Origin of the sequence: Sulfitobacter sp. CW3, assembly GCF_019392245.1 — a bacterium.
Classification (GTDB): Bacteria; Pseudomonadota; Alphaproteobacteria; order Rhodobacterales; family Rhodobacteraceae; genus Sulfitobacter.
The window spans coordinates 1-261 of record NZ_JAHXRL010000341.1; the positions used below are offsets into that span (position 1 = coordinate 1).

Sequence of the window (261 nt, forward strand, 5' to 3'; positions counted from 1 at the left end):
CCTTCAGCCGGCGCCAGGTTTTCGACGCCGCCATCACCAGCTTGAACACCATCAGCTTGGCGGTCGTGGCCGAGAGCGCCCCTTTGGTCCGCGCTGTCCGATGCCGCACCGTAGCGAACACGCTCTCGATCGGGTTCGAGCTGCGCAGGTGATCCCAGTGCTCGGCCGGGAAGTCGTAGAACGCCAACAGCCTGTCACGATCCTTGGTCAGGCAGGCGGCGGCGCGGGGGTACTTGGCCCCGTACTTCTCGACAAAGACGG

Annotated in this window: 1 protein-coding gene; it reads right to left on the reverse strand. The window is 65.5% G+C overall.

Annotated elements, in window-relative coordinates:
• Window positions 1–261 (reverse strand): transposase (locus KZZ06_RS21340; protein ID WP_219581937.1); only part of this gene is annotated, 261 nt, incomplete at both ends.